Annotated in this window: 1 protein-coding gene; it reads left to right on the top strand. The window is 70.2% G+C overall.

The window, feature by feature from the left end; translation table 11 throughout:
• The first annotated feature begins 17 nt into the window (after positions 1-17).
• A complete protein-coding gene (locus EN845_RS34265; RefSeq protein WP_049467211.1) occupies positions 18-248 on the top strand; it encodes a hypothetical protein in 231 nt (76 codons plus the stop codon).
• Positions 249-336 lie beyond the last annotated feature (88 nt).

Below are 336 nucleotides of genomic sequence, written 5' to 3'. Positions count from 1 at the left end.
GAAGCGAGGCGCCGTCCATCAGCCGGGGTCGCTGGGCGCGGCCCGTGCATCGCTGGACCTCGATCGTCTTCACCCTGGCGGTGATCGCCAACTTCGCCGTGCGTGGGCTGGGGCACGGCGAGCCTGCAGCGTGGATCACCTATTCGCCGCTGCCGCCGCTGTTCCTGCAGCTGTTCACTGGCCTGTACCTGTTCGCGCTGCATTACGCCGGGAAACGCCGCAGCGCCGCACTGGGCGCTGCGGGCTGAGGCCGCCTCAGGCGGCGACGTCGGCGGCGTAGGCCGCAAGCAATGCCGGCAGCTGCTCCATGCGCTGGAAGATCACTTTCGCGCCCGC

This window comes from Mesorhizobium sp. M8A.F.Ca.ET.202.01.1.1 (assembly GCF_004791595.1).
Lineage (GTDB): Bacteria > Pseudomonadota > Alphaproteobacteria > Rhizobiales > Rhizobiaceae > Mesorhizobium.
This window is presented reverse-complemented; position numbering and strand designations above follow the sequence as displayed.